Here is a 20,120-nt window from a genome sequence, read left to right as displayed (position 1 = left end):
CTAGCCGGCGCTCTCCGTGCCGGTGTCGCCCGTGGAGGGCGCGGTGATGGTGACGCCGGGGCCGACGAGCACCTGCTCGCCGCTTTCAAGGACCGCCACCATGCCGTCGGAGAAGATGCGCACCTCCTTCACGACGCCGGAAATGCTGCCGTCGAGCGCACTGATGTGATGACCGATCAGGCCCGTCGCCTGCGACAGGGTGGAAGCCTGCAAGATCTGGTCCAGCTTGGTGTTGGCCTGCATGGATTGCTCGACCTGCGAGAAGGTCGCAAGCTGCGCCACATATTGGGTGGAATCCATCGGCTGGGTGGGATCCTGGTTCTTCATCTGCGCGATCAGCAGCCGCAGGAAGGAATTGTAGTCCACCATCGCCTTCGATCTGGCGGAAGATGCCTGATTGGCACCGGCAGGAATGGCCGTGGTTGTATCGACGTTCATGATCAGCGCGCTCCCACCGCAATCGCTTCATATTCGCGCTGTTCCGGCTCGTGGCCTGCCCGCAGTGCTGCCTGCTCGACCGGATAGAGCGCGCGGATGGCCTTCAGCGCGCCGTATACGTCGCCTTCTCCCACCATGCGATCCACCTGCTTCAGGCTCGCCAGAATCCGCTCGTCCGTGAAGCTCGCCAGCATCAGTGGCAGGGACTTGCGGAACATCTCGCGCGCATCCGGTGCGCCTTGCGGGTTCATCAGCATCACTTGCAGGATGAAATAGAGCTGTCGCAGCGGCGTGCTGGCATCTTCGGGCTGGAGCACATGGTTTTCCAGCAGGAACTGAACGTCGTTCATCAGTTCGATGGTCACCTTGCGGTCGGGCCGGATCACGGCGCCGTTGATGTAGATCTTCTCGTTCGCCTTCAGGGAAAGCTTGAGCGTGCCTTTCATTGGATGCCATCCCTGATGATCTGCGAAATCTCGATGATGCCCTGAAAGTCGCGGGTTCGGGCCTGACGGATGTCCTCCGCCTCGCGCAGGACCCACAGGCCGATGGAGATCAGGTTGGCGCGCAGCTCCTTCGGCAGCACATTGTCGCTGGAGCCGAGGTCGTCCAGAAGTGCGGTCCATACGCGCATGGTGAAATGCAGCGCTTCCACCGCCTCGCGCGAGTCCGGCCCGGCAGCGGACGCCGCCATCAGCATGTCTATGGAGCGGCTCAGCAACTGGCGCTCGCGATCTCTGGCCTCGGCGACCGAGTCTGTCTGGATGTCGGCGTAGGAGAATTGATACATCGCGAATCCGCCCCGTCAGGTCACAGATAATTCAGCAGGCTGAGCTGCTGGATGCGCGCCGTCAGCGCAAATGAAGTCTGGATATGGCTCATCAGGTCGTTGACACGGTTGGCCGCCTCATAGGGATCGACGCCCTCGAGGTCGAGGATGTGCTTCTCGAACAGGTCGATCTGGGTGTTGATGCGCGTGCTGGCATCCGAAACGCGGTTCTGGATGATGCCGGTCTGCGACTGGAGCTGTCCGAGGTCGGCGACGGCTTCGCCGGCCAGAGCCTGCGCCCGCTGCGCGACAGCCTTTCTCGCCTCTTCGGACAGGTTGCCCGAAAACGCCTCGAAGGCCAGCGTCGCGGCCATGGCCACCTTGCGCAGCCCTTCGTTGTTGGCGCTGACGGAGGTTTGGGTCGTTTCGTTGAGCGCGATGCGGCTGACGATGGTCTGGTCGGTCGCGTTCGACCAGTTGGCCTCCCAGCCGGCGCCCAGGAACTGCGGCTCGACCACAGCGCTCATGAAGGTCCCGATGCCGGCCGCTGTGATGCCGGCTGCGGCCGGATCGTCCTTGGCGAAGCCGAAATGCGACAGGAAGGCCGCGTCGAAGGCTGCCCTGGCAGGCGAGGACGGCGACATATAGTCGTCGAGCGGGCGCACATCCGTATTGGTGCCGGCAAACAGATACTCGCCGTTCATGCTCGCGTTGAGAACCGTGGCCAGCGATTGCAGCGCGGTGCTGCCGCTTTTGGCGGTGACGCTGTCGGGTGCATCGCCGGCGACGGCAACCGTCAGCGCATTCACCAGAGATTGCGTTGCCGACACGATCTGGCCGAGCGAATCCTGCGTCGATTTCAGGCGGGCGGCCACCAGTGCGTTCGAATCGACGATAGCGTTCAGCCGGTCGAGATCGCGCTGGAAATTCACCGCCTGCGCGCTTCTGGCCCCCAGCGCGAGCCCGGTGTCCGCCACCTTGCCGGAATCCAGCTCTTTCTGGGCCTTGACCAGATCGACCTGCATGCGCGTCTGCGAATAGCGCATCGCATTTGAAATGGCGGCGGAGGAGACGGAGACCGCTTTCATGGCTATACCGCGTTCAGCAGGGTTTTGAGCATCTCGTCCACCGTGGTGAGCAGGCGGGCGGATGCCTGGTAGGTGTGTTCCAGATCGAGCATCAGCGACATTTCCATGTCGATGTTGACGCCGGTTGCGTTGGACAGGGCCTCGGCGGTGCGCGCCGCCAGCGCTTCTTTGGTGTCGGCCTGCGTCGTCGCCTGCTGGCGCGCATTTTCCAGCCAGCCAATCGCATTGGCGGAATAGGCCGTGACGCTGGAAGATGCCGTGATGCCGGTTGCCGGGCTGAAGCTCATCGGCTGGTCGAGCCTGTCGCCGAACGCAATCAGACGGTCGGCAAAGGATGCGGTTCCGGCCGTATTGGTCACATAGCCGGCCCCGTTGGCGCCACCGTCGCGCAACAGGCTGACGTCGCCGCCCTGATCGGGATCGAAAGCGGCGTTGACGGAAATCTGTCCGGCAAGACCGTTAACCAGCGTCGCGGGCACATTGGGGGCGCCCGACCATGTGAACAGCCCTGCCGCGTCGGGCAGCGGTGGCGCGGTCTCGGCAAAAGCGCTTACAAGCCCGCGGGCGATTTCATCGAGCTGCGCCTGCATGGCGACGGTGGTGCCGTCGCGCAGCTGAAGCAGCCCGGCGATCTTTCCGGAAACCTCGCCGCTGCCAACGGAGAACGGGACGTTGTCGATATAGAGCGCCGCGCCGGTCATGCCCGGCGAATAGGCGGGCGACGGCGAGAAACTGACCGGCCGCGCAACCGTCTCGAACATGGTGATGCCGCCGGTGGTGGTGATCACCATATCGTTGTCCGAGCGCATGTGCGCAGTCACCGGCACATATTCGGAAATCTTCTTCAGAAGCGCGTCGCGCTTGTCCAGCGCATCGGATACGTCGGTGCCGGTTCGCGTGCCGGAAACGATTGCCTTGTTGACGTCCTCGAACTGCGCAAGCAGGTGATTGAGATCGGAAGCGGCGGCTGCAATCTGGCTGTCGACATCGGCACGGAAGGACTGGATCGCCTGCGTGCCGCTGTTGAGGGAGCGCACCACCTGCCTGGCCGCATCGACCACCGTCGCGCCGACATTCGGGTTGGACGGCGTGGTGGCGTAGAGCTGAAGCGCGTTGTGCAGCTTGCCGATGGCGGTGGAGGCGGAGCCAGCATTGTCGACGCCATTCACGGCCAGTTGCAGCCGGTCCAACCCGCTTGCCACCGTCGCCTGCCCGCTCCACGAGGACAATGCGGAAAGATTCTGCCGGAAAAGCTGCTGGTCGACGACGCGCTGGATGGTGACCATGCGCGCGCCGGGCGCCGTGCTGACGACCTGGGCGATGCGGCGCGAATAGTCGGCATTGGAGGCATCCGCCACGTTCCGCGTGACAACGCTGGTCTGGCGCGACGTTGAAAGAAGCGCCGATTGAGCGATGCTGAGTGCGGATGACAGCGACATGCTAGGTTTTCACGGCTGGCGCCGCCTTATCTCTTGAGGTTGACGAGGACGTCCATCAGTTCCGAGCCGGTCTGGAACACCTTGGAATTGGCCGTATAGCTGCGCTGCGCGGCGATCATTTCGGTCAGTTCCTCGGCTATGTCGACGTTGGAGTTTTCCAGCGCGCCGGAAACGATGGCGCCACGCGTTTTCTGGTTGGCGAGGCCGATGGTGACATCGCCGGAGTCGCTGCTTTCGGAAAAGACGTTGCCGGGCAGGACGGAGAGGCGGTCGGGGCTCGGCACTTCGGCCAGCGGGATGGAGAAAAGCCTTTCAATCGTTCCATTGCCGTAGATGGCGGAAACGATGCCATCGCGGCTGATCTCGACCTTCTCGATGGCGCTGCCGGCATAACCGTCCGCGCTCTGCACGATGGTCGGCTGCGCCCCTGTTTCCGTCATCTGGGAAAAGTCGAGATCGATTGCCTGGCCGTTCGGCAGGGACAGCGAAAGGGGCGTGACAGCGGGATCGATCGCGCCCGTCACCGGGTCGAAGGTCACGTTCGCCGTTCCCAGCGGACCGGACGTATAGGGGAAACCGCCGCCGGGGGCGGCATCCGCCCGGTCGAAAACGGCGACTTCCCATGCGTTCGGGCCGGTATTGGTGAAATGGACATCCAGTATCCGCTGCGTGCCCTGGGCGTCATAAACGACGAGCGAGGAGCTCACCGTGGCTTGCGCCGTCACGCCGTTTGCCGATGGCAGGTTGGCGGGAGGCACGGGCGTCGAGCCGGTCGGCAGCCCGCCCTGAAAAGCGCCTTGTGTGCTGGCCTGCGCGGGTATCTCGCCTTGCGGAACGGCGACCGGCACGAGGCTGCCGAAATCGGCGGAGCCGACGGCGGGCGTGAAACCGTATGGATAGGCCATCAGCTGGAAGCCGGCGGCGTTGACCAGCCGGCCCTGGCCGTCCGGGACGAACGCGCCGGCGCGCGTCAGATAATCCTTATTATCGCCGCCCCGCACGACGAAGAAGCCGTTGCCGTCGACGGCAAGGTCGAGCGCGGAGGTGGTGTATTTGTGAATACCCTGCTGGCTTATCGAATTGATCACGGTGGTCGTGACGCCGCCGGACGTATAGTTGCGGCCGGTGTTCGGCATGACCATGGATGAGAATTCGGTCGAGGCGCGCTTGTAGCCGGTGGTATCGGAATTGGCGATGTTGTCCGCCGTCGTCGCCAGCCGGCTCGACTGGGCGGCCATGCCGGAAACGCCGGTCCGCATCATTCCGTAGAGGCTCATCGAGACGTCTCCTCAGGTCCACCTTGTGTGGGAAACAGGATAGGCCGTCTGTCTTGCGCGAAGCTGGTGATGTCAGGCAGTTGGCGACTGCCTGAAGCTGTCACAGCACGAGCCGGTAGCCGAGGAACCGCTTCGACTCGATCGGGTCGTGCCCCAGCCGCTCGCGCAGCTTCTTGCGCAGCTTGGAAATGTGGCTTTCCACCACGTTCTCCTCGACCTCGTCGTCGAAGATGCCGTAGATCGCGTTGAAGACCTGGGTCTTGGTGACGCGCCGGCCCCGGTTGGCGGCAAGGAATTCCAGAATGCGGCGCTCACGGCGCGGCAGCGGCAGCGGCTGGCCGTCGATTTCCGGGTCGCGGCCGTCCATGAAGATGCGCATGCGGCCGACTTCGGTACAGTCCGGTTCCGTCTCGGCACGGCGGCGGATGGCGGATATGCGGGCGAGGATCTCGCGGATGTGGACCGGCTTGCGCACCACGTCGTCGACACCGCTTTCGAACAGCTTCAGCGTGTTTTCCAGAGAGTTCTGTTCACTGAGCGCGATCACCGGCGCTCCGGTGCGGCCTCTTATGTGGCGGGGAGAAACGCTGCCGTCTCGGCAGTCGCCGATCAGGAACGCGCTGACCGAGCGCAGGTCGTCCTCGGCCGCACTGGAGACCCACTCGTCGAACTCACCGGGCGCAAACCCTGTGCAGGCCACCCCTTCACGATCGAAAAGTGAGTTGAAACCCGCAGTTACGAGTTCGCGTTCGTCTACGACCACGATCATCGGCCCGCCTCCGAATCATTTCGATAACCCCAAAAAAATGGTTAACGGCCAGCCGGAATCCTGACCAACCTTCAATTTTTGCGACCATGAATTTGGGGAGCGGGTAAACGCAGGGGTTGTATCTGTTTGTGAGGGTTCTTGTACGGTTTTTCCTCGTTTCGAGCTGGGGCGGCCAATAAGGATACAACTCACGGCCGGCAAAAAGAGCGGGCCTTGTCCGTCCATCTGCCGAAACCGACCGCCACCATGTTGGCGATGACGCGGCATACATATGCCTTCTGCGCGGGGTCGTTGTCGGGGCCGGCATGGTAGCGCGCCACCGCCATGGACCATGTCGAGTGACGGGCATGGAGGCTCGCCAGAAACCGCGCGGCATAGTCGACGTTGCGGCGCGGATCGAGCATGTCCTCCACGTTGCGGAAGTTCGCGGAGTGATAGTGGTAGTTCACCTGCATGCAGCCGAGGTCGATCAGTTTGCGACCCTCGCGCCTTGCATCGTGGAAGGCGGTCAGGGCCTCGGAGCGGTTTTTAGGAAAAACCGCTTTCCCTTCTATATTCAATGCGTTGGGTTGCAGGCTGCCTTTCCTTCCCGTCTCCGTCAGCCCGACCGCATAGAGGATGCCGGCCGGGATCTGGTAACGCTCCGCAGCCCGCAGGATCTCCCGTTCACATGCGTTCGTCGAGGCAGAGGCGGAGCTTGCCAGCAGGCTAGATCATTTCATCGTTTCTCCGAATCGATGAAATGATCTAACTATTTGTTTATACTGCATTTGTGCGACGCCAAATGTTTCCATTTGGCTGCAAAATGCTCTAGATATAAAGGCCGCCGCCACTATTCGCGGAAGCCGATGGCGACGAGCGGAGGGGTTGCCTGTTTTCCTGCGCATTGTTGCCGGATGCATGTCGTTCTCCCTGCGAGCCGCCTTCATGGCCTGACCCACCTGCATCGAGGGCTGGGCCGTCGCGGCCGGCGAGCGCCCCCGCATCGGTGCGGGAGGCTGGCGTTGCTGTGGCCGAAGGCGGCAGGACCGTGACCCTGGAGATTTCGAAACCCAGGTCCCGCATGGCGCGGGCAATCGTTTCGCTGTCGGAGGAAAGACGTTGCCAGCCCTCCTGCGTGTCGGGTCTTATCTCAACCGACAGTTGATCCCCGGCGAGAAGGAGACGCGCACTGATCATGCCGAGTTCCGCGGGATGCAGCTCGATCCTGAGGCTGTGGGCCGGGCCGGCGATCCTGTGCAGGCCTGCGCCGTGCGAAGAAGCGGCAATAGCGGTCTGTTTCAGCCCTTCGTCACCAGCCAGCGCTTCCACTACGCTGGAAACGGTCAGGTCGAGACCGGTATTGGCCGGTGCGGCGAAGCTTTGCATTGCGACCACCGAAATGCGGGGTGTCGGCTCATCCCGGCCCTGTTGCGCGCGCGGCTGCGGGAAAGACAGCTCCGCGACTTCCGTGGCAGACGCCGCTTTTTCCGGAGCTGCCGGGTCCGATGATGTCTCGGCACCCGCCGGCCGATCCGGGCCGGCGTCTCTATTCGCTTGCCACCCGACTGCGCCAGTGGCGATTGTATCGGATTTCGCCACACCCAAAGCAGCGGATTCAGCAGGTCTTGCCGATGACGGGAAGATCATGCTGGCGGGACCATGCTGGATACCGTGCCCTTCCGGCAAGGAGGCGGCTTCCTGTTCTCCAGTCGAAGCCGCAGCGGTCGGCGGGAGATTCAACGGCGACGGCGTGCCTTCCTTCAAAAGCGGCTGCATGGCGATGTGATGCGCTTGCAGTGGCGCTTCGCCTTCGATCCGCTCTCCGCCTCCTTCATCCAGCCCGATCCGTGCAATCATGTTTCCGGGTTGACGGATGGGGTGCATATGAAAGGCGTCTTTGCCACCGGCAGCGAGCCCGGCTTCCGTTTGCCCGTCGCTTTTGTCATCGAGGATGTTGCTGAAATCGGCCACGCCTTCCTGCCTTCCCTGCCGTTCGGGGGAAGGGTGGGAGGGCGTTCGTGTCAACACCTGGAGTATGCTGGTGATGCTCATAGGGGGGCGCTCCCGAGCAGCTGGTCGATCCTGTCGATCGTGCGGCGCATATTGGCGATGGTCTCGTCGGTTTCGTCGGGCTTCTCCGGCAGTGCCGGTTTTGCCGCCACCGGCGGGGCAGGGGCCACGTCGCTCTGTGCCGGCTCGGGCATGATGCCTTCCACCAAGGGCAAATCTTCTGCATCTTCCGCAGACACGGCCTCAACGACCTGCTTCGACGCCGCTTTGGCGGGCGCCTCCGGTTCCTGTGCGGGTGCCGGTGCGAATATGCCGGACGGTGGAGCGACAACCTCGCTGGTGACAGCGCGGGCGGCGTCGAGCAGCATCCGGTCGCCCGGCGACAATCTGTTGCGATCGATCTTTCCGAGCTTTTCCGCAAGTTCCTTCACGGGTTCACCGGCTATGCTGGAGAGGCCGGAATAAAGAAGCGTGCGGGGATCGTCGCTTCCGCCGCTCTCTCCCGCATCGGCTTTCGCCCTTGCGGCAGCGAATGCAGACAGGTCGCTCAGCCCGTCTATGGCAGCGCTGCGCGCTATGCGCAGCCAGATGACCCGCTCGCGCTCCGCATCCATCATCGAGACGATATCGACCAGGCCGTCACGGCCGATTGCTCCGTCGAGCGCAACGGCCCCGGTGACGAATGTATCTGCGAACTGGCTCGCATAGGGCGAATGCAGGAAGCGCGCGACATACTGGGTGGAGGCGCGCGCGAAGCGGTCGGCGTTGGAGGTGGTGACGGCGATGGCGATGGAACGGCGCAACGCGGCCTCTTCCACCAGCGTGCCGGGGGCCAGAAGTCGGACCTGATCGAGAAGCGCAAGAGCGGCCTCCGGCGCTTCCCTTGCCAGAAGCGAACCTTTCACCAGCGCGACAAAGGTGAAGATGTCTTCGGGAAGCGCATCCAGTTCGACATGTGCGAACGCGTTCAGCGCGGCGCCGGGGTCTCCCTCAAGATAGGCGATGACGCCGGCAGCCAGCGCCTTGTCGCGCTCATCGAGCTGCAATTGCGAGATGGCATTGTGCAAGGTTGCGGGATTGCCGCCGCTCATGCCGTAGACGAGGAGCGCGCGGAAATTGCGCGGCTCCCTGAAATCCTCGGTTGCGACCTTTCTCAGGCGTGCATCGGTGAGTTCGAGAAGCTTGCCCTGCATGGGCAGGGCAGCGTGATCGCCGCCGGCGATGCGGTCCTGCACCAGCTGAAGCGAGCGCACGAGCTGGTAGGGCTGCAAGCCCTCGTTCGATGCCACAGCCAGTGCTGGAAAGGTCAGGCACGAACCCGACCACAACAGCAACAGGCACGACAGCCGCCGCCTCATGGCTGCGTCTCCAGAAGAATGGCGATACGGCGGTTCACCGCGGCCATCGGATCGGCCTTGTTGCGCGGTTCACGGTCGGCAAAGCCCGAGACTTCCCTGATGCGCGCCTCGTCCATGCCGCCGCGCACCAGCATGTAGTAGGCAGCATGGGCGCGGGCGGTGGAAAGACGCCAGTTGTCATAGGTCGCGCTGCGGAACGGGCGGGCGTCGGTGTGCCCCTGAATGGAGAGCAGACCCTCTTTCTCCCTGAGAATCCTGCCGATCTTTTCCATGGCGAGCACGAGTTCGCGGCGCGGCAGTGCCGAACCGATCTCGAACATGCCGAAGTCGAGCTGGTCGGTGATGGTCAGCACCACGCCACGGCCCGTGGCTTCCACGGATATGCCTTCTCCTATCTTGTCGCCGGAGCCGAAAGCCTGCGCTATCTGCTGCCGGATTTCCGAGGCGGTTTGCCGGGCCTTTGCGTCGGGCGGGATGATTTCGGAGCGATCCTCCTGCCGATGTGGCTCCGGACTGCCTTCGCCCGCATTGGTGGCTTCGCCTCCCGAAGAAGCTTCGACCTGCCGGGCAGGGGATTCAGGATCGGTGTGGGGAGCTGTTTCCTGTTGCGTTTCCTCCTGCGAGGCGTGGGCGACGGTTTCCTCCCCGGATTTCGCGCGTTCGGCGCTGGCTTCCCCCGGCGGAACCGTCATCTGCTGCGACCAGAAGTCCGGAGCGAAGGGATCGCGATAGAACTCGCCGCCAGAGGCTCCCGACGAAGGGCCCGAATTCTGCGCGCCGCCGTCTCCCTTTTCGCTGACATTCTGCAAGCGGCCCGAATCGGCGGCTATCTCGGCCAGCACCGCGTAGGGGTTGGCAAAAAGCTGCTCATCCGGGGAGAGCGTATGAGCGCCCGCTTTTTCAAGCTCGTTCTGCTCGGCGACGGAGCCGGCATTGCCCTGGCCATCGGTCCCGGTTCTGGCAAGAGCCTCAAGCGGATCGCTTTCCGCCCGGCCGGAAGAAGCTGGCCCTTCGCCGAGATCCTCAAGGCCCTTGCGGCTGGAGTTGCGGTCGATCAGCTTGATCGGGTTGAAATAGCTGGCAACCGCGGCCCGCGTTTCTTCATTGGCGGCATTGATGAGCCACATGACGAGAAAGAAGCACATCATCGCCGTCATGAAGTCGGCGAAGGCGATCTTCCAGACGCCGCCATGATGCGCCTCCTCCTCATCGTGCCTGCGGCGGACGATGATGATTTCCTGTCTCGGCGCGGTGGCTTCGGTGTCGCTCATGACACGATCCCGGACAAGGCGGCCGACCATTCGCCCATCCGGGTTTCGATCACCGTCTCGTTGACCGAAACGGTGAGGTCGAAGCCGGGCGCCTCGACAAAGTCGAGCTTTTCGGCACGGTTGCCGAGCGTGGCGCAAAGCGCTTCGAACAGGTGCGCGGGGCCGCGTACCTGGATGCGGATGGCATCGGGGTCGTCGATTGCCGAGGCGATTGCGGCGGCCAGTGCCGCCAGCGAGCGTTCGCGCAAGGTGTCGCTCAGAACGCCGCCCAGAATGCGGCCTGCCGCCGCTCCCATCGTTTCGCAGATATGCTCCTGCAACCGCTCCAGGCGATCCGATATCAGCGCGCCGATATCCGACCCGAGGCTCTCCATGAGCGCTTGCGCGTCTGTGGCTGCGGCTTCGCGCTCGGCTGCAAGTTGCGCCTGATGGGCTTCGGAAAGACGCGCCGCGAGTGCCGCCTCGGCCCGGGCGACCGCCGCCTCGACCAGAGCGTCGACGTCGGGTTGGGCCGGCTTGTCAGGCGCCGGTTGCGCGGCCGGATGCCGAACGTGGTCGTTGGCTGCGCCAAAATCCGGCAACAGGTCCCAAAGCGCTGCGGCTGACATCACGCCGCCTCGGCGGAGGCGGGGGCAGCTTCCGCGGCAGCCCATTTGCGCAGGATCTGGGCCGTGCGCTCCTCATTGAGGTCGACCATTCGAACCAGACGCTCCTGCGGCGCCGGTTTCAGTCTGCGGCTGATGTCGTCGGCCTGGGCGACTGCGGGGTGGCCGGCACTCTCCAGCGCCGGTGTTCCCGCCGATTCCGCTGCCAGTTCCGGGGTGGGCAGGGAACGCTGCATTTCCTCGAAGCCGGGGGCGGCAATCGCCGGAGCGGACCGGGCAGACAGTGCGGCAGCCATCGGGCGCAGGCCGAAGAAGGCGACGAGGAAGGCGACGGTCACGAAGGCGGCTGCATTGATCAGCGTGCCGGTATATTTGCCGAAAGCATCCATCAAGCCGGGCTGCGGCAGGGCCACGCCGTCGAGCCCGTCGATGAATTCCACAGCAGAGACATCGATGACGTCGCCGCGCTTTTCATCGAAGCCGGTGGCGGAGGCGACGACCTTGCGAATTTCGGCGACACGGTCCGCGAGCTGCTGCGGTGTTGCGTCCTGGCCGAGAATGGAGAGAAGCCGCTGCTGGTTGACCACCACGGCAACCGACATCCTGTCCACCGTATAGCCGTTCGAAATGGTGGCGACGCGCCGGGAATTGATCTCGTAGTTGGTGATCTCCTCGCGGCGATCGTTCTGGGAGCTGGACTGGGGGCCATCGGAAGCGGCGGCTTGCGTCTCAGGCAGGTTCTGCTCGACGCTGGCGGGGCTTGCGGACTGGCGCTGGCTGCTTGCCTCGTTGTTGCGTACGCTCTGCACCGAACGTTCGACGCGCGATGCGGGATCGAAGATCGTCTCCTCGATCTGTCTCGTGTCTGTGTTCACATTCGCCTTGACGCTGGCGCGGAAATTATCCGGTCCGAGATAGGGGGTCAGCGCCCGCCTGATATTGTCCTCGATCTGGGTTTCGACCGTTTGCTCCACGTCCAGCGAACGGGCGGCGCTGGTGTTGGAGGGGTCGTCGCCGGCAGCAAGCAGGTTGCCGGCGGAATCGAGAACCGTCACCTTTTCGGCGCCGAGGCCGGGAACGGCGGCGGCAACGAGGTGGCGGATGGACTGGGCCGTCCTGGTGCTGTCCACACCGGCATATCGGATCACCACCGAAGCGGATGGCTGCTGTTCCTCGCGGCGGAAGTTGGCGCGCTCCGACATGACGATATGGACGCGCGCGGCCTTGACGCCGGCCAGCGATTGTATGGTCCGGGAAATCTCGCCTTCGAGGGCCCGTACGCGGGTGATCTGCTGCATGAAGGAAGTCAGGCCGAGCGAGCCGACATTGTCGAAAAGCTCGTAACCGGCATTGGCGCTGTTGGGCAGGCCCTTTTCGGCCAGCAGCATGCGCGCGCGGGCGGTGTTGCCGGCGGCGACCAGCACGCTGGTGCCGTCCGCCCCGATATCGAATTCTATTCCGGCCTCACCCAGCACCATGCCGATCTGGCCGGCATCGGAACGTTCCAGTCCGACATAGAGCGTCTCGTAGGCGGGCCGGTTCAGAAAGATCGAGCCGACAACGACCGTGGCCATGATCAGGGCGGCCATGCCTCCCATCAGGGCAAGACGTCTGGTGCCGAAGCCCCTGAGGTTTTCGATGATTGTCTGGATCTGTTCCGGCACTGCCACACGGCTCCCGCATCTTGGCCCGTTCACAGGCTAGCTGCCGAAGCTTGTGCGAAAATGAAATCGGGCCGCCGGTGGGGCAGCCCGATCAGAAAAGGGACGGAAGCGGTCCGGATCAGCCCTTGAACAGCGACAGGATGTTCTGCGAGTTGGTGTTGGCGATCGAAAGCGACTGGATGCCGAGCTGCTGCTGGACCTGGAGAGCCTGAAGGCGGGTCGATTCCTTGTTCATGTCGGCGTCGACGAGCTGGCCCACACCCTTGTCGATGGAATCCATCAGCTTTGAGACGAAGTCCTTCTGCATGTCGATGCGGGCCTTGGCCGCGCCGAGTTCCGCAGCGGCGTTGGTCATCTTGCCCAGCGCCTTTTCGATGTCGGTGAGCAGATTGTCGAATTTCGCGGCCTCGTCGGCACCGGTCACGCCCGAAAGATCGGTCAGGTCGATGTTGAGGATCGAAACCCCCGAGACGTTGCCCGCCGTGGTGTCCAGAATGCCGGTTCCGGCGACGGGGGGGGTGGCCAGCGGGTCGGCCGCGCTGTCGATCAGCCTGATGTTGGCGAAGGCGATGTCGATGGTGGTGGTCGAGACCGCCCCGCCCGAATCGCGGTTATAGGCCGAGATGATGCTGACCTGGGTAGGCTGGCCGCTGGCGCTGCTGGTCTGCAACAGGTTCGAGCCGGCATAGGAAGCGCCGCCGATGCTGTCGCGCAGCTGGGCGACATAAGTGTCGATCTCGCTCTGGATCTTGGCGCGCTCTTCCGTGCCGCTGGCCTTGGCGAGCAGCACCTTCTGCTTGATCTTGTCGACCACGTCGAGGGCCGAGTTCATGGCCGTGTAGGCGGTGTCCACCTTGCCGGCACCGAGGCCGAGCGCGTCCTGAACCACCGAGTTCGCCTGATTGTCCGAGCGCATCGTGGTGGCGATGGACCAGTAGGCGGCATTGTCGCTGGCTTCCGCCACGCGATAGCCGGTCGAGATGCGGGCCTGCGTCTGCTCGAGCGCCTTGTTCGTCGCGCTCAGGCTTTGCAAAGCCGTCATTGCGGATGCATTCGTCATGATGCTCGACACTGGTGCCACCCCTCGGTCAACAAGCGTTCGGTCCGCCACATGCGAAACCTTCGGTTAACCATAATTACAAATTCGTGGTTAACAGACGATTAAAGCCGGCAGGGTGGGGTGGCAGAAAAAGAAAGACCGCGCTTCCGAAGAAGCGCGGCCTTTCAGTTTTCATGGTTCCGGCTGGGACCGGACTGCTTTTAGCGGAACAGCGACAGGATCTGCTGCGAGTTGCCGTTGGCGATCGACAGAGCCTGGATGCCGAGCTGCTGCTGGACCTGGAGAGCCTGCAGGCGGGTCGATTCCTTGTTCATGTCGGCATCGACGAGCTGGCCCACGCCCTTGTCGATCGAGTCGGAAAGGCTCGACACGAAGGAGGACTGGAGGTCGATGCGGGCCTTGGCGGCGCCAAGTTCGGCGGCACCGGTGGACATGGAGCTGAGAGCGGATTCGATGTCGGTCAACAGCTTGTCGAAGGCCGCGCCTTCGTCGGCGGCCGAGTAGCCGGTAACACCGGTCACGTCGCTGACATCGATGTTCAGGATCGACGCGCCGGAAGCGCCGCCGACCTTGTCCAGAATGCCGTTGCCGGGGGTGCCGGGGACAGCGGGCGTCACCACAACAGGGTTCAGAGGATCCGTGTTGTCGATAACGGCCGGAGTGCCTTCCGTCGCGCTGCTGTCGATGAGGCGCGTCTTGCCGAAATTCACGTCGATCGTGCCGGTGCTCACATTACCGGAGTCGTCGCGATTGTAGGAGGTGATGACGCTCAGCTTGGTGCTGCCGGTCGAGGTCGAGTCGGTCTTCAGCAGGTTGGAACCGGCATAGTTGGCGCCGCCGATGTTGTCCTTGAGCTGTGCCTGATAGGTGGCGATCTCGGCCTGGATCTTGGCGCGGTCCTCGGTGCCGGCGGTCTTGGCCAGCAGAACCTTCTCCTTGATCTTGTCGACGACCTCGATGGCCTTGTTCATGGCCGTGTAGGCGGTGTCGATCTTGCCGGCGCCGAGGCCGAGAGAGTCCTGCACGACCGAGTTGGCCTTGTTGTCCGAACGCATGGTGGTGGCGATCGACCAGTAGGCGGCGTTGTCGGAAGCGGTGGCGACGCGGTAGCCGGTGGAAATGCGGCTCTGGGTGGTCTCGAGCGCCTTGTTGGTGGCGTTCAGGCTCTGAAGCGCGGTCAAAGCCGATGAATTGGTCATGATGCTGGCCATGGATACACGTACCCTGATTTTACTGGAAATCTGACATACCGGCTCGACCGGTATGACGGTACGGCATCATGCCAATGATCTGCTAGGTGCGATCAACCGCCATTTCCGGGATTATGGCGGGAACTTGCTTCGAAAAGCATAAGCAACATGGTTAATGGACGGTAAAAGCGGCTTTTTTCGCGCTTTCAGGTGAAGGAGCGCACCAGCGAGCCCACCAGCAGGTTCCAGCCGTCGATCAGCACGAAGAACATGATCTTGAAGGGCAGGGAAACGACCGTCGGCGGCAGCATCATCATACCCATGGCCATGGTGATGGTGGCCACGATCAGGTCGATGACGAGGAACGGCAGCACGATCAGGAAACCGATCTCGAAACCCCGCCTGATTTCGGAAATCATGAAGGCCGGCACCAGAATGCGCAGGTCGACCTCTTCACGAGAGACGGTCTGGCCGCGTTCGCGGGCCAGATCGGCAAACAGGTCGAAATCCTTCTCGCGGACATTGTCCAGCATGAAGGTGCGGAACGGGTCGGCGATCTTCTCCACGGCTTCGGACTGCTCGATCCTGTTGTCCATGAGCGGCTGCACGCCCTCGCTCCAGGCGCGGTCGAAGGTTGGCGCCATGACATAGAAGGTCATGAACAGCGACAGCGAGATGAGGATCAGGTTGGCGGGCGTCGATTGCAGGCCGATGCCGGCTCGCAGGATCGAAAACGCGATGATGAAGCGGGTGAAGCTGGTCACCATGATGAGCAGGCCGGGCGCCACGGACAGAACCGTGATGACGCCGAAGAGCTGGATGATGGTTCCGACCGTCGAGCCGCTCATCTGGCCGAGGCCGCCGAGGTCGAGTTGCTGCGCACCGGCAGCGCCGGTCAGTGCCAGCAGAATGGCGCCCGCGCCCGCTGCTATTCTCATTCGTACACCAGCGTTCTGATCAGCACGTCGCGCACCTTGCCGCCGCTGCGCATCGAGGCCCGTTCGCGCAGGTCCGCCTTCAGATGGCGGAAACCGCTCGGCCCTTCCACCTGGTGCATCCTGACCGAGCGCATGAAAGCCAGAAGATCCTGATGGACGGCGCTGGCCAGTTCCGTTGACAGCGGTGCCTCAAGCAGCAGGGACAGGTCCATCCGTACCCAGGTTTCGGTAGGCGCGGCCATGTTGGTGGTGATCGGCGGCAAATCCTGCGTGACGAGCCTGAGGCCGGAACCTGCCGCCACCGGATCGGCGGCGGCAGCCGGTGCCGGTTTGGGTGCGGCTGCCTGCTGGCTTTTCAGATAAGCGCCGGCTCCCCAGCCCATGCCGAGCGCGGCCACGGTGAGGCCAGCCAGCATCGCGATCTGGACGACGATCGACGGCCCTTTTTGCACCGGTGCGGTTGCGGCATCTGCCATCGCCATGTCCCGGCCCCCTAGAACGGCAGGACCTGATCCAGAACCTGCTGGCCATAGGCCGGCTGCTGGATCTCGGAGATGCGCCCGCGTCCGCCATAGGAGATGCGGGCTTCGGCGATGCGCTCGTAGGAAATGGTGTTCTTCGCGCCGATGTCGGACGGACGCACGATGCCGGCGATATGGAGCACGCGCAGCTCGGCATTGACGCGCACCTCCTGCGAGCCCTTGATCATCAGGTTGCCGTTGGGCAATACCTCGGTCACAACGGCTGCCACGTTGAGGATGATGTTTTCCGAGCGCTCGGTCGCGCCGTCGGCATTGGTCACGGTCTTCGATTTCAGGCTGCCGTCGCCGGCGCCGCCGGTGGAGGAGCCGTCCCAGCCGATATTGGCGTCGAAGCCCAGCGTGCGGCTTGCGGTGCGGCTGCGGTCGTTCTGGTTCTTGAAGCGGGCGCGGTCGTTGATCTTGATGTTGACGGTGAGGATGTCGCCGGCGCGTAGCGCGCGCGGGTCGGTGAACAGGCGGCTCTGGCGGTCGTCCCACAGGGAGAAGCGCTTGACGGGTTTCGCCGGGGTCTCCGGATACTGGTAGACCGAGACGCTGCCGCCCTCGATGCCCGAGCCGACCGGCGACAGCGCCGGTTCCTTGTTGACCTCGCGCAGGTCGGTCGCGCAGCCGGCCAGCGCCGCACATGTCAGAACGAATGCAAATCTGCGCATCATGAGGGGTCCGTCCTGCGTGCCGCGCTGGCCATGACGCTTGTCAGGATGGCGGCGGCCTTCTGGTTCATTTCATTGAGGATCGTGCTCGCCTTGCGGGTGTCGAGCTTCATGAGGATGGCGGCGGCCAGCTCGGTTTCGACCATGGCCAGCCGTTCGGCCGCGGCATCCGGCTTCATGCCCGCATAGATCGAGACGACGCTTTCTTCGGCGCGGGCCAGGAACAGCTCCCGGCGCTTGAGCCAGGTCTCGTATTCGTTGCGCTTGTCTTCGAGCGCCTTGATGCGCTTGTCGACCTCGCCCTGCAACTGCTTCAGCTCTTCCGCTTGCAAGGCGTAGCGGCGGTCGCGGGCGGCATCGGCGATGTTGGAGCAGAAGCGCTGGACTTCGCTGGCATCGGGATCGAGGGCGGGAACGGCTTCGCGGACCAGTTCCTGTGCGGGGACCGGTTCCGGCGCGCCCGGCAACACCTGACGGACCTCGCCGGCGCGGACGGAGACGGCAGCGCTTGCCACGAGAATCGCAGCGGCGAAGAGTTTGCGGCAATTGCGGAGGATCGACATGGTCATTGCACCACGAGGTCGGCCTGTAGGGCACCGGCGGTCTTGATGCCCTGCAGAATGGCGATGATGCCGTCCGGCTTCACGCCCAGCCTGTTGAGGCCGGATACCAGCGTTTGCAGGTCGGGACCGTCCAGAAGCGCCACACGGGCATCCGGCTGGACGACGTCGATGGCCGTGTCGGGTTCGACTGCCGTCACCCCTTTGGAGAAGGGCTCCGGCTGGACGACGCGCGGCGCCTCGGTGATGCGCACGGTAAGCGTGCCGTGGCTGATGGCGACGCGCGAGATGCGGACCTGATTGCCGATGACGATGGTGCCGGTGCGTTCATCGATCACCACCCGTGCCGGCGTATCGGACTGGATGACGAGGTTCTCGATCTCGGCGTAGAAGCGGGCGGCCGATATGTTCTTCGGCTTGCGGATCGAGACGGTGCGGGCATCGCGTTCAGCCGCCACCCGCTGGCCGAAACGCTGGCGCGTATAGGCGTTGATGGCGTCGGCGATGCGCACGGCCGTCGAGAAATCCGGATTGCGCAGTTGCAGCGTCAGCTCCGCCTGATCGCCGAATTCCGCCGAGACCGAGCGTTCGACGATGGCCCCGTTGGGAACCCGCCCGGAAGTCGGGACGCCCTGCATCACCTGCTCGGCCTGTCCCTGCGCGTTGAAGCCGGACACGATCACCGGACCCTGGCCGACAGCGTAGATTTCGCCGTCGGCCGCTTTCAGCGGCGTCATGATCAGCGTGCCGCCCGCCAGCGAGGTGGCATCGCCCATCGAGGAGACGGTCACGTCGATGCGCGCGCCGGACTGCACGAAAGGCGGCATGTTGGCAGTGACGATGACAGCGGCCACGTTGCGGGCGCGCGCGCTGCCGCCCTCGGTGGCGATGCCGAGATTTTCCAGCATGGCGCGGATCGACTGCTCGGTGAAGGGCGAGTTGCGCAGGGAATCGCCCGAGCCGGCCAGCCCGATGACCAGACCGTATCCGACGAGCTGGTTGTCGCGGGCGCTCTGCAACTGCGCCACATCCTTGATGCGGGCGGCGATCTGGCCGGGAGGCAGGTTGCTGGGCGCAGGCGCGACCTCGAACATGCGTGCGGCGGTGGCCGGATCGTAGTCGGTCTCGACGAAGCCGCCCTTTTCGGCTGCGATGGCGCGCTTCTGCCTGTCGGTGAGGCCATCGGCCAGCACCGGCTGCAACGGCATCAGGGCCGCAAGGACAAGGGCGAGCGCGCGCTTCATGTGCCGACCCTGACGGTGCCGTCTTCCATCACCGTTCCGGTCAGCACCTTGCCGCTGTCGACATTGCGGACCCTGACCATGTCGCCCGGCGCCCCCGCTTGCAGCGTCACGGCGGTGGCCGAAATCGTCAGCCCGCCGGTGATGAAATAGACCTGCACCGAGGCACCCTGCTCGATCAGCCAGGCGCTGCGTACGGCCGCGGAGGGAATATAGCGGCCGGGCAGAAGCGTGCGCCGCGCTACCTTGCCGTCCAGCTCGGGCAGGGTGGTGGCAACCGCGTCCGGCTTCACCTTGCCGGGAACGAGCTTCACCTGTCTGAGCGCGCCGGCGGTGATGGTTTCGCCCGGATAGATGACGCGATTGGGGATCAGCACCGCCTCCTGCGCGAGGGCGGGCGTGCAGATGTCCGCCACCGTGACGATGGCCAGCCCGGCGCGACGAATTGCGGCGATGAAGGAGACGGCGGTCATCACGCTACCTGAGGTTTCTCGACACCGTGGACGCCATCTCGTCGGCGGCCTGAATGACCTTGGAATTCATCTCATAGGCGCGCTGAGCCGAGATCAGTTCGGTGATCTCCTTCACCGGATCGACATTGGAGCTTTCCAGATAGCCCTGCTCTATGGTCGCGAAGCCGGGGTCGCCGGGAATGCCCACGATGGCCTGGCCGGAAGCGGCCGATTCCTGAAAGAGATTGTCGCCGAGAGGTATCAGGCCGGCTTCATTGGCGAAGTTGGCGATCTGGAACTGGCCGAGATCGCGCACCTCCATCTCCCCGTCTATACGTGCGGAAACCTGGCCGCTTTTGCTGATGAACACCTCTACCGCGTCTTCAGGAACGGTGATTGCGGGGATCAATGCGGCTCCATTGATCGTGACGAGCTGGCCCTCCGCATTGGTGTTGAAGGAGCCGGCGCGGGTGTAGAGCGTGCTGCCGTCGGCGGCCTCTATCTGGAACCAGCCCTTGCCGACGAGTGCAAGATCGTAAGTGTTGTCCGTATTGGCGAGCGGACCCTGTATCTGCACGTTGCGCACGGCGGCGAGCTTGACCCCAAGGCCGACGGACGCACCCTCCGGCACGATCGAGGCGTTGGCGCGGTTGGATACGCCCGGCATCCGCTCCATCTGGTAGAGCAGGTCGGTGAACTCGGCGCGGGCGCGCTTGTAGCCGGTGGTGTTGATGTTGGCGATGTTGTTGGCGATGACTTCCAGATTGTTCTGCTGGGCGTTCATGCCGGTGGCGGCGATGGCGAGTGCTTTCAT

Annotated in this window: 22 protein-coding genes; all 22 read right to left on the bottom strand. The window is 63.8% G+C overall.

Going from position 1 to position 20,120, the window contains the following annotated elements:
• Nucleotides 1-438: a flagellar hook assembly protein FlgD gene (flgD, locus tag DES43_RS12695; protein ID WP_035024261.1), complete on the bottom strand. Its 438-nt coding sequence runs from the start codon at nt 436-438 to the stop codon at nt 1-3.
• 2 nt (nt 439-440) lie between these two features.
• Nucleotides 441-884: a flagellar biosynthesis repressor FlbT gene (gene flbT / locus DES43_RS12690; protein ID WP_035024258.1), complete on the bottom strand. Its 444-nt coding sequence runs from the start codon at nt 882-884 to the stop codon at nt 441-443.
• Nucleotides 881-1,228, bottom strand: coding sequence for a flagellar biosynthesis regulator FlaF (gene flaF, locus DES43_RS12685; protein ID WP_035024257.1), 348 nt, complete (start codon nt 1,226-1,228; stop codon nt 881-883). The genes flbT and flaF overlap by 4 nt, the downstream gene beginning before the upstream one ends.
• Before the next feature lie 20 nt (nt 1,229-1,248).
• Nucleotides 1,249-2,295, bottom strand: coding sequence for a flagellar hook-associated family protein (locus tag DES43_RS12680; RefSeq protein WP_035024256.1), 1,047 nt, complete (start codon nt 2,293-2,295; stop codon nt 1,249-1,251).
• A gap of 2 nt (nt 2,296-2,297) precedes the next feature.
• Nucleotides 2,298-3,734, bottom strand: a complete 1,437-nt coding sequence (gene flgK, locus DES43_RS12675; RefSeq protein WP_035024254.1) for a flagellar hook-associated protein FlgK — start codon at nt 3,732-3,734, stop codon at nt 2,298-2,300.
• Between the two features lie 26 nt (nt 3,735-3,760).
• Entirely contained in the window at nt 3,761-5,011 is a 1,251-nt protein-coding gene (locus tag DES43_RS12670; RefSeq protein ID WP_035024253.1) for a flagellar hook protein FlgE, read from the bottom strand.
• Nucleotides 5,012-5,111: 100 nt separating this feature from the next.
• Nucleotides 5,112-5,780 carry a response regulator transcription factor gene (locus DES43_RS12665; RefSeq protein ID WP_035024249.1) on the bottom strand — a complete coding sequence of 223 codons (669 nt, stop codon included), beginning with the start codon at nt 5,778-5,780 and terminating at the stop codon, nt 5,112-5,114.
• Between the two features lie 188 nt (nt 5,781-5,968).
• Nucleotides 5,969-6,487: a transglycosylase SLT domain-containing protein gene (locus tag DES43_RS12660; RefSeq protein WP_166647749.1), complete on the bottom strand. Its 519-nt coding sequence runs from the start codon at nt 6,485-6,487 to the stop codon at nt 5,969-5,971.
• A gap of 103 nt (nt 6,488-6,590) precedes the next feature.
• Complete coding sequence (gene fliK, locus DES43_RS12655) at nt 6,591-7,814, bottom strand: flagellar hook-length control protein FliK (RefSeq protein ID WP_084496405.1); 1,224 nt, start codon at nt 7,812-7,814, stop codon at nt 6,591-6,593.
• Entirely contained in the window at nt 7,811-9,130 is a 1,320-nt protein-coding gene (locus DES43_RS12650; protein ID WP_035024246.1) for a chemotaxis protein MotC, read from the bottom strand. The genes fliK and DES43_RS12650 overlap by 4 nt, the downstream gene beginning before the upstream one ends.
• On the bottom strand, nt 9,127-10,401 hold the full coding sequence (locus DES43_RS12645) for a MotB family protein (RefSeq protein WP_035024593.1): 1,275 nt from the start codon (nt 10,399-10,401) through the stop codon (nt 9,127-9,129). Before DES43_RS12645 ends, DES43_RS12650 begins: the two co-directional genes overlap by 4 nt.
• Entirely contained in the window at nt 10,398-11,009 is a 612-nt protein-coding gene (locus DES43_RS12640; RefSeq protein WP_035024243.1) for a hypothetical protein, read from the bottom strand. Before DES43_RS12640 ends, DES43_RS12645 begins: the two co-directional genes overlap by 4 nt.
• Entirely contained in the window at nt 11,009-12,670 is a 1,662-nt protein-coding gene (gene fliF, locus DES43_RS12635; RefSeq protein ID WP_035024592.1) for a flagellar basal-body MS-ring/collar protein FliF, read from the bottom strand. Before fliF ends, DES43_RS12640 begins: the two co-directional genes overlap by 1 nt.
• 118 nt (nt 12,671-12,788) lie before the next feature.
• Nucleotides 12,789-13,742, bottom strand: coding sequence for a flagellin N-terminal helical domain-containing protein (locus DES43_RS12630; protein ID WP_035024240.1), 954 nt, complete (start codon nt 13,740-13,742; stop codon nt 12,789-12,791).
• Nucleotides 13,743-13,930: 188 nt separating this feature from the next.
• Nucleotides 13,931-14,941 (bottom strand): flagellin N-terminal helical domain-containing protein, encoded by a 1,011-nt coding sequence (locus DES43_RS12625; protein WP_035024238.1) that lies wholly within the window; start codon nt 14,939-14,941, stop codon nt 13,931-13,933.
• 185 nt (nt 14,942-15,126) lie between these two features.
• The gene (fliP, locus tag DES43_RS12620; protein WP_035024235.1) at nt 15,127-15,858 is read right to left on the bottom strand and encodes a flagellar type III secretion system pore protein FliP; all 732 of its coding nucleotides are present in this window, start codon (nt 15,856-15,858) and stop codon (nt 15,127-15,129) included.
• A complete protein-coding gene (locus tag DES43_RS12615; protein WP_245264646.1) occupies nt 15,855-16,340 on the bottom strand; it encodes a flagellar basal body-associated FliL family protein in 486 nt (161 codons plus the stop codon). The genes fliP and DES43_RS12615 overlap by 4 nt, the downstream gene beginning before the upstream one ends.
• A gap of 11 nt (nt 16,341-16,351) precedes the next feature.
• Nucleotides 16,352-17,056 (bottom strand): flagellar basal body L-ring protein FlgH, encoded by a 705-nt coding sequence (gene flgH / locus DES43_RS12610; RefSeq protein ID WP_035024232.1) that lies wholly within the window; start codon nt 17,054-17,056, stop codon nt 16,352-16,354.
• Nucleotides 17,053-17,622, bottom strand: a complete 570-nt coding sequence (locus DES43_RS12605; RefSeq protein WP_035024229.1) for a MotE family protein — start codon at nt 17,620-17,622, stop codon at nt 17,053-17,055. Before DES43_RS12605 ends, flgH begins: the two co-directional genes overlap by 4 nt.
• Complete coding sequence (locus tag DES43_RS12600) at nt 17,619-18,857, bottom strand: flagellar basal body P-ring protein FlgI (protein ID WP_035024226.1); 1,239 nt, start codon at nt 18,855-18,857, stop codon at nt 17,619-17,621. Before DES43_RS12600 ends, DES43_RS12605 begins: the two co-directional genes overlap by 4 nt.
• A complete protein-coding gene (flgA, locus tag DES43_RS12595; RefSeq protein WP_035024589.1) occupies nt 18,854-19,327 on the bottom strand; it encodes a flagellar basal body P-ring formation chaperone FlgA in 474 nt (157 codons plus the stop codon). The genes DES43_RS12600 and flgA overlap by 4 nt, the downstream gene beginning before the upstream one ends.
• Before the next feature lie 4 nt (nt 19,328-19,331).
• Nucleotides 19,332-20,120, bottom strand: coding sequence for a flagellar basal-body rod protein FlgG (flgG, locus tag DES43_RS12590; protein WP_035024224.1), 789 nt, complete (start codon nt 20,118-20,120; stop codon nt 19,332-19,334).

Origin of the sequence: Aquamicrobium defluvii (assembly GCF_004363725.1) — a bacterium.
In the GTDB taxonomy this organism is placed as follows: Bacteria; Pseudomonadota; Alphaproteobacteria; order Rhizobiales; family Rhizobiaceae; genus Mesorhizobium; species Mesorhizobium defluvii.
The sequence above is the reverse complement of the archived record's forward strand: the minus strand, read 5'-3'. Positions and strand labels throughout refer to the sequence as shown.